10 protein-coding genes are annotated in these 8,162 nt (G+C 31.1%); 6 read left to right on the top strand and 4 right to left on the bottom strand.

Translation table 11 applies throughout. The features are described 5' to 3' along the window. Positions 1–168 precede the first annotated feature (168 nt). Positions 169–753, bottom strand: a complete 585-nt coding sequence (locus tag HMPREF2647_RS02530; RefSeq protein WP_017175793.1) for a competence protein ComK — start codon at positions 751–753, stop codon at positions 169–171. Positions 754–960: 207 nt separating this feature from the next. On the opposite strand from HMPREF2647_RS02530, the gene HMPREF2647_RS02525 reads away from it, so the two are divergent. Then, positions 961–1,179 (top strand): IDEAL domain-containing protein, encoded by a 219-nt coding sequence (locus HMPREF2647_RS02525; RefSeq protein WP_002488353.1) that lies wholly within the window; start codon positions 961–963, stop codon positions 1,177–1,179. A 67-nt stretch (positions 1,180–1,246) separates the two neighbouring features. Here HMPREF2647_RS02525 and HMPREF2647_RS11430 read toward each other — a convergent pair whose 3' ends face one another. Together HMPREF2647_RS11430 and HMPREF2647_RS02520 are read right to left on the bottom strand one after the other, a co-directional pair. After that, positions 1,247–1,345 (bottom strand): SAR1012 family small protein, encoded by a 99-nt coding sequence (locus tag HMPREF2647_RS11430; RefSeq protein ID WP_017175792.1) that lies wholly within the window; start codon positions 1,343–1,345, stop codon positions 1,247–1,249. Positions 1,346–1,433: 88 nt separating this feature from the next. Then, complete coding sequence (locus tag HMPREF2647_RS02520; protein ID WP_017175791.1) at positions 1,434–1,646, bottom strand: TM2 domain-containing protein; 213 nt, start codon at positions 1,644–1,646, stop codon at positions 1,434–1,436. A gap of 143 nt (positions 1,647–1,789) precedes the next feature. Between HMPREF2647_RS02520 and HMPREF2647_RS02515 the strand changes: the two genes are divergently transcribed. Beyond that, positions 1,790–2,341, top strand: coding sequence for a GNAT family N-acetyltransferase (locus tag HMPREF2647_RS02515; RefSeq protein ID WP_017175790.1), 552 nt, complete (start codon positions 1,790–1,792; stop codon positions 2,339–2,341). 47 nt (positions 2,342–2,388) lie between these two features. On the opposite strand, the gene HMPREF2647_RS02510 is transcribed toward HMPREF2647_RS02515, so the two are convergent. Next, positions 2,389–3,327, bottom strand: a complete 939-nt coding sequence (locus HMPREF2647_RS02510; RefSeq protein ID WP_019835346.1) for a 1,4-dihydroxy-2-naphthoate polyprenyltransferase — start codon at positions 3,325–3,327, stop codon at positions 2,389–2,391. Between the two features lie 180 nt (positions 3,328–3,507). On the opposite strand from HMPREF2647_RS02510, the gene HMPREF2647_RS02505 reads away from it, so the two are divergent. Genes HMPREF2647_RS02505 through menB form a run of 4 tightly spaced genes read left to right on the top strand, consistent with a single transcriptional unit; the run spans position 3,508 to position 8,136 of the window. Continuing rightward, positions 3,508–4,875, top strand: coding sequence for an isochorismate synthase (locus HMPREF2647_RS02505; protein ID WP_017175788.1), 1,368 nt, complete (start codon positions 3,508–3,510; stop codon positions 4,873–4,875). Next, positions 4,865–6,535, top strand: coding sequence for a 2-succinyl-5-enolpyruvyl-6-hydroxy-3-cyclohexene-1-carboxylic-acid synthase (gene menD / locus HMPREF2647_RS02500; RefSeq protein WP_025987184.1), 1,671 nt, complete (start codon positions 4,865–4,867; stop codon positions 6,533–6,535). The genes HMPREF2647_RS02505 and menD overlap by 11 nt, the downstream gene beginning before the upstream one ends. Then, positions 6,522–7,325, top strand: a complete 804-nt coding sequence (gene menH / locus HMPREF2647_RS02495; RefSeq protein ID WP_070548910.1) for a 2-succinyl-6-hydroxy-2,4-cyclohexadiene-1-carboxylate synthase — start codon at positions 6,522–6,524, stop codon at positions 7,323–7,325. Before menD ends, menH begins: the two co-directional genes overlap by 14 nt. Next, positions 7,318–8,136, top strand: coding sequence for a 1,4-dihydroxy-2-naphthoyl-CoA synthase (gene menB, locus HMPREF2647_RS02490; RefSeq protein WP_070859479.1), 819 nt, complete (start codon positions 7,318–7,320; stop codon positions 8,134–8,136). Before menH ends, menB begins: the two co-directional genes overlap by 8 nt. Positions 8,137–8,162 lie beyond the last annotated feature (26 nt).

The following is an 8,162-nucleotide window of genomic DNA, read 5'->3' as shown; positions in this document are numbered from 1 at the left end:
GCTCTACCACTGAGCTACTGCGGAATAATATAACGTGTTCTTCAATCAATACAAATACAATTATATCAATAATCTTAAAATTTGCAAGAGATTATCTTTAAAAAATATACGGAACATTTACACTAAATTAATATAATCGTTCCGTATATTTTAAAAATAAACATACAGCTATTTATCTTCTAATAAAGAATAGTGTGAAAGTGCCTCAAAAATATTTAAAGATGTTTTTTCATAATCGATTGGCATATCTGGATTATTAGATTTCATTCTTGCTTGTTTATCAATCATATAGTAATAGAAAATAGAATTAGAATATTGATGCCATAAACTATGAAAAGATACATTTAATGTTAGTGCTTCTTGATTTGCAAAGATAATTTTACTCTTTCTGTTTTTTAATGGCTTAATATCAGAAATATAATGCATATTAATCCATATATTTTCTTCTAAACGGTCTGAATGTGTTGGGAAAAAGTAAGTTGGAAACAATGGTGTGAGAAGGATGGGAGGTTTACTAGTTATTCCAGCAATGCGTTGAGTTTCAGCTTTCTTGCTTAAGTAGTTATTGCCATAAAATCTACAAGATCGTTCAATAATTTTTTGAGTTTTAAAAGGACTTATTTCTCGTGAGGTATCGAATTTGAGGATTTCTGAGCCGTTCGGTTGTTGATGATCGTCAAATGTAGGTCTAATCACCATATCACCTTTACGTATGACATAAATCGTATTAGGAGGTTTATTGAACTGAGTCATAAGATCAGCTCCTTATTTAATTATTTATTATTAAACACGAAGAGTGATTAATAATATAAAATTATTATATAAAAAAAGTATATGTTGTCAAGTTATTATTTAAAAATAAAATTACACTAATTTATTTAGAAAAGTCTGAATATTCATTGATTTCAAAATAAAAAGCTTGTATACTATTTTTAAATTAATAGAAAGGTAGTGAATCTTATGTATTACAATACAAATGTTAAACATACCACACTAGAAGAATTTGTAACGACGGTGAATGATTTAGGTGTAGAACTTGTGATTGACGAAGCGTTACGTTTAGAAAGAAAGAAACAACTTGTAACATTAATTGATGAAGCTTTGGTTAATAGAAATGAAGATGATTTTAATCAATATACTACTGAATTAAAACATTTGGAGGCATTTCTCAATGAGTAAATCCGGTTCCAATGAATCACTATAAAAAGGTCTATTCTCTAAAATAAAGTGAATAGACCTTTTTAAATTATTTTCTTTTTGAATTTCCTTCTATTTTATTTTTAATCCATTTTAAGACATAGCCTGTAATAATTGTTCTCACAATACGTTTAATAAAGTTTTTCATAGTCACATTCTCCTTTTTAAAACTATTATTAATTTATACCCCATTTTCTTTAATTTAAAGAAGAAAGTTTAAAAACTTTCGCTTGTTTTTATCTGGGTATAAAAATATATCCATTATTATCAGCTTTAGTAGTAAAGATAATGATAATGCCATGAATAATCGAAACAATTGTTGGAATAAGTGTCCAAAAGAAGACCAAATGTAATACACCTTGTCCAACTTTATCTGCATAGAACTTGTGAATCCCAACACCACCTAAGAACAATGCACATAATACATATAATGTTTTGTTTACTCTCATATTATGGATGCCTCCTTATTTTCATATTGTAAGTAATTTATGACTAAAATCAAGAATGTCACTTATAAAAGAATCAGTTTATACTTACTATAATATTTAATTTCTTGTAAGAAGATGAGTATGATGTAGATGGAGGGATAAATATGATTAGAAAAGCGACACCAAGTGATAATAAGCAAATTGCAAAACTTTATTATTTAATATGGAAAGATATGGAACTTGACATTGTAAAGGAAATTTCTAAAAAACGTATGATTAATTTGCTTGAACTTAGTATAGTTAATGTACATTATCGTACCTATTATAAAAATATATGGGTATATGAAAAGAATAATGAAGTGGCCGGTTGTATTATCGCTTATGATGGTTCAAAAGAAATGGAGTACGAAGAACAATGGAACCAACTGCCTCTTGAAGAAGATATCAGATTAGTTGGAACACCTTTACCTATAAAAGAAGCTAAAAATGATGAGTGGTATATTGAAGCAGTGGTCACATCGCCTGATTATAGAGGACAAGGTATTGCGACACAATTGTTGGAACACTTGATCACCACAAGTTTTAATAAAAAATGGAGTTTAAATTGTGATTATAATAATGAGAAAGCACTTAAACTTTATAAACAACTAGGTTTCAAATGGGTTGAAGATATTAATTTATATGGCCATGATTATCTACATATGATATATATATAATAATAAAAAAACTAGCATTGTTAAAACACAATGCTAGTTAAAACAAATTAGATTCCACCTAAAAGTGCGCTGATATAAATACCCAAAGCGTACAAAATACCAAAGACTGTATTCGTTTTGCCAGTCGCTGCCATCGCTGGCATCATGCTTGCTGGTGTATCATTTTTATTAAAACGACGAATTGCTTTGATTGGCATTGGGAATGAGAATAATACTAACAAGTAGAATAATGAGCCGCCTGATTTGAATAAAGCAGTAAATATTACGATTAAGTAAGCTAAGATATACATTGCTGCCATAAACGTAATAGAAGCTTTTTTACCTAATAAAATAGATAAGGTTTTACGACCACTTGCTTTATCTTTAACACGGTCACGAATGTTATTAGCCATATTAATTAACCCGATTGTAATGACAATAGGTAAGCTAATCCAAACAACAAAACCATTCACATTACCTGTTTGAATAAAGAATGCAAGTAAAATGATAATCATACCCATAAATAATCCGGAGAATAATTCACCAAATGGCGTCCATGAAATAGGAATAGGTCCACCAGTATATAAATAACCAATTGCCATACATACAATACCAACTGGAATAATCCAAAATGAACTATTAACAGCTAGATATATACCAAGTAAAGCGGCAATAATATAAAAAGCAATTGCTAGATTCATGACAAGTTTTGGACTCATACCATTTCGAACAATCGCGCCACCGATGCCTACAGATGTATGATCGTCTAATCCTTTTTTAAAATCATAATATTCATTAAACATATTAGTCGCTGCTTGAATTAAAAGGCATGCGATTAACATTGCTAAGAATAGGCTGAATTTAATATGATCTTGACTGCCCAGTAAGAAAAGTTTAGCTGTCGCTGTTCCTACTAATACAGGGACAATAGACGCGGTTAAAGTATGAGGTCTCATTAAATGCCAATATTTTCTAACAGTTGAATATTGTTGATATTGATCTGCCATAATGTAATCTACCTCTTATAATATAAAGTTTTAACATATGTATTTTATAGGAATAGGTAAGAAAGGTCAATCAACGTGAAATATTTCTCTAAATTGATTAAGCAATTATGATACGATGAATAACGAAAAATGTTACAATACTTTAATGAGTAAAAAAAGATAATGAAAGAAGTGAAATGAATGGCTGCCAACCTAATGGAAGACAAAATTATGGAATCTATATATGAAAGCAATAAAAACTGGGTTTCTGTTGAAGTCGTGTTAAATAAATCTTTAACACCAAGTGAATTATTTAATTTAACTGAAAAACAAGCTGGAGATCGATTTTATTTGCGATTAAACGATAATATGTCTTCATTTTTCGGCTATCATGCAATTCAAAGATTTAAGAATAACTTTGAAAATAAACAATCTATCTTTCGGGAATGGGAAAAATTTAAAAACGATGTAGAACTAATTCATGTTAATACGCAAAAGCATCACCTTAAAATAGTAGGGGGATTCCAATTTTCAAATCATAAGTCTGATGATGAGTGGCGTGAATTTGGGATTAATCATTTTGTGGTACCTGAAGTACTTATTTCTTCAGTTAACAATCAAACCATTTTGACATATACAGTTGAAAAAGCTCAATTTGAAATGGAAAAATTAAATCAAATTATTAATTATTTTGAAAATACTCAAGTCGATACGACAGAACGAGAGACAGCTTTAGGCAATGTAACACGCATGGAAGATATTTATGTTGATGAGTGGAAAGATCTTGTAAGTCATACGATTGAACAACTTGATAAAGATCAAAAAGTAGTGCTTGCGAGACGTCGTTTAATTAAGTTTGATAAGCCAATTAGTATTCCTTATGTACTTAATCGTGCGTTAAACAATGAGAAAAATAGTTACTTATTTATTCTAGAGTCTAACCAATCTGTATTCTTCTCTCAAACACCAGAGCAATTATTAAAAGTTGAAGACGGTGTATTATCTACGAAGGCTGTAGCAGGAACCATTCCTCGAACACAAGATGCTGAAAAAGATGAAAAAAATGTTCAAGCATTTCTACAAGACAGTAAAAATCTAGGTGAACATCAATTTGTCGTTAGAAGTATTTTAAATGATATTGAACCTTATGTAGAAAATGTAGAGTACAATCAAAAACCTAATATTTTAAAAAATGATCATATGTATCATTTGTATACTGAAATAAAAGGAACATTATTGAATCATTCGTATATTAGTTTAATTGATGAGTTGCATCCTACACCTGCCTTAGGTGGTTATCCTAAGAAAGAAGCAGTTGATTATATTGAAAAAAATGAGTTTGGCACACGAGGATTATATGGGTCTCCAGTTGGATATATCGATGTAGATGATGATTGTGAATTTATTGTGGCTATTCGTTCTATGTTAATTAAACAAAATCAAACTACTTTATTTGCAGGTTGTGGTATCGTAAAAGATTCTAATGCTGAAAGTGAAGTTGAAGAAACGTCGGTGAAATTTTCACCAATGATGAATGCTTTAGGAGTAGTGAATGAGAATGAATCATAAAGAAGCTTTAACTAAACAAGTTTATACATTTGCATCAGAGTTATATGCCTATGGTGTGCGAGAAGTCGTTATTAGTCCGGGCTCACGTTCGACTCCTTTAGCGATTGCATTTGAAGCGCATCCAAATATAAAAACTTGGATACATCCTGATGAACGTAGCGCAGCTTTTTTTGCTTTAGGATTAATTAAAGGAAGCGAACGTCCAGTTGCGATTTTATGTACTTCTGGAACAGCGGCTGCTAATTACACGCCAGCTATAGCCGAAAGTCAAATCAGCCGTATACCGCTTATAGTATTAACTAGCGATCGTCCACACGAACTTAGAAGTGTAGGCGCACCACAAGCGATTAACCAAGTCAATATGTTTGCAAATTATATTAACTTCCAATTTGATATGCCTGTAGCTGATGGCAGTCAAGAAATGCTCAATACTATCAATTATCAAATGCAAATTGCAAGTCAATATTTATATGGTCCACACCGTGGTCCAATACATTTTAATTTACCATTTAGAGAACCGTTAACACCAGATCTTGAAATGACTGAGAATTTAAAATCTGAACATAAAATATTGCCTCATTATCAAAAAAATATAGATATACAAGATATAAAAAATGTATTAAAAGATAAGAAAGGTCTTATTATTGTAGGGGATATGCAGCACCAAGCAGTCGATCAAATTTTAACTTACGCTACAATTCATGATTTACCAATTCTTGCAGATCCACTTAGTCAATTACGCAAGTTTAACCATCCTAATGTTATTACAACATATGATTTATTATACCGTTCTCATTTAAATATTGATGCTGATTTTATTATACGTGTAGGTAAACCAGTTATTTCTAAAAAATTAAATCAATGGCTTACACGCACAAATGCATTTCAAATATTAGTTCAAAATAATGATAAAATTGATGTATTTCCAACACCGCCACACATCTCATATGAAATATCAGCAAATGATTTCTTCAGAAGTTTAGTGAATGAACCAACAGTAAATCGTAAGGATTGGATTGAACGTTGGCAATCTATAGAAGCACAATCTCGTAAAGCAATCACTCAACATATGTCTCAAGCGACAGATGAATCAGCATTTGTAAGTACACTGATTCAAAAACTCACTAAAGATGATGCATTATTTGTAAGTAATAGTATGCCTATTCGTGATGTAGATAATTTATTATTTGATAGTGAAGTAGAAGTGTATGCTAATCGAGGTGCAAATGGTATTGATGGCGTTATTTCTACTGCTTTAGGTATGGCAGTACATAAAAGAGTGACATTACTGATTGGAGATTTAGCTTTTTATCATGATATGAATGGATTATTAATGGCTAAATTAAACGATATTCATATTAATATTGTTATACTTAACAACGATGGTGGAGGTATATTTTCTTATTTGCCTCAAAAAACAGCAGCAGAGCAATACTTTGAACGTCTATTTGGTACACCAACTGGACTAAATTTTGAGTATACTGCCATGTTATATGATTTTTCATTTAAACGTTTGAATAATATTACCGATTTTTCTCAAGTATCATTTTCAAATATGAATTCATATATATATGAAATGATTACAAATCGTGAAGATAACTTAGAACAACATCAACTTTTATATCAGAAATTGAGTGAGATTTTAAATGTTACATTATAATTTTTATAAATCTGATCATCCAAGCAATCAATTATTAATTTTACTTCATGGTTTTATTAGTGATAGTCAAACGTATATGAATCATATAGAGGCGTTTCTTACTCAATGTAATATTTTAACTATTGATTTACCTGGACATGGCAAAGATGACTCACCTACAGATCAAACATGGGACTTTCCGTATATAATGGAACAAATAAATCGAGTTTTATCTCAATTTGAGAAATATAAATTTAGTTTATTAGGCTATTCAATGGGTGGGCGCGTAGCACTTTACTATGCAATATATGGTCAATATGAAATCAAACAATTAATATTAGAAAGTACATCGCCAGGCATTGCTGACGAAGCTTTACGTAAAGAACGACAGGCTATCGATCAAGCACGTGGACGTGTATTAGAAATAGCTGGAATTGAAGTGTTTGTAAATGATTGGGAAAAACTCCCTTTATTTCAAACACAATATCTATTAGATGATAATAAAAAACAGGCAATGCGTCGTATGCGACTTTCGCAGGATCCTAATAAATTAGCGAAAGCTTTAAGAGATTATGGGACTGGACATATGCCTAATTTATGGGGAGATATTAAGCGTATAAAAAGTGATTGCCTTATTCTAGCAGGAGAATTAGATGAAAAATTCGTTAATACTGCTAAAAAAATGGCACAAGAAATTAAAAACTATCAAATCCGTATTTTAAAAAATGTAGGTCACACAATTCATGTGGAAGATGAAGCGGAATTTGATACAATAGTATTAGGCTTTTTAAAGGAGGAGCAAAATGACTAGACAGTGGGAAACACTAAAAGAATATGATGAAATTAAATATGAATTCTTCGAAGGAATTGCAAAAGTAACAATTAACCGACCAGAAGTACGTAATGCATTTACACCTAAAACAGTAACTGAAATGATTGATGCATTTACTAGAGCACGTGATGATCAAAATGTTTCTGTTATTATCTTAACAGGTGAAGGCGATAAAGCGTTTTGTTCAGGCGGAGATCAAAAGAAACGTGGACATGGCGGTTATGTTGGTGAAGACCAAATTCCTCGTTTAAATGTATTGGATTTACAACGTTTAATTCGTGTTATTCCTAAACCAGTTATTGCAATGGTGAGAGGTTATGCAATTGGTGGAGGTAACGTATTAAATGTAGTATGTGACTTAACAATTGCTGCAGATAATGCAATCTTTGGTCAAACTGGACCTAAAGTAGGTTCATTTGATGCTGGTTATGGTTCAGGATACTTAGCTCGTATCGTAGGCCACAAAAAAGCACGTGAAATTTGGTACTTATGTCGTCAATACAATGCTCAAGAGGCATTAGAAATGGGCTTAGTTAATACTGTAGTACCTTTAGATAAAGTAGAAGATGAAACAGTAGCTTGGTGTAAAGACATTATGAAACATTCACCAACAGCATTACGTTTCTTAAAAGCTGCAATGAATGCAGATACAGATGGTTTAGCTGGTTTACAACAAATGGCTGGAGATGCTACATTACTGTATTATACTACTGATGAAGCAAAAGAAGGTCGTGACGCATTTAAAGAAAAACGCGATCCTGATTTTGGTCAATTCCCTAAATTCCCATAAATAATAGTAATAAAAAAACGCAAAAT

The organism is Staphylococcus sp. HMSC035D11, from assembly GCF_001836075.1.
Taxonomy (GTDB): domain Bacteria; phylum Bacillota; class Bacilli; order Staphylococcales; family Staphylococcaceae; genus Staphylococcus; species Staphylococcus hominis.
This window is presented reverse-complemented; position numbering and strand designations above follow the sequence as displayed.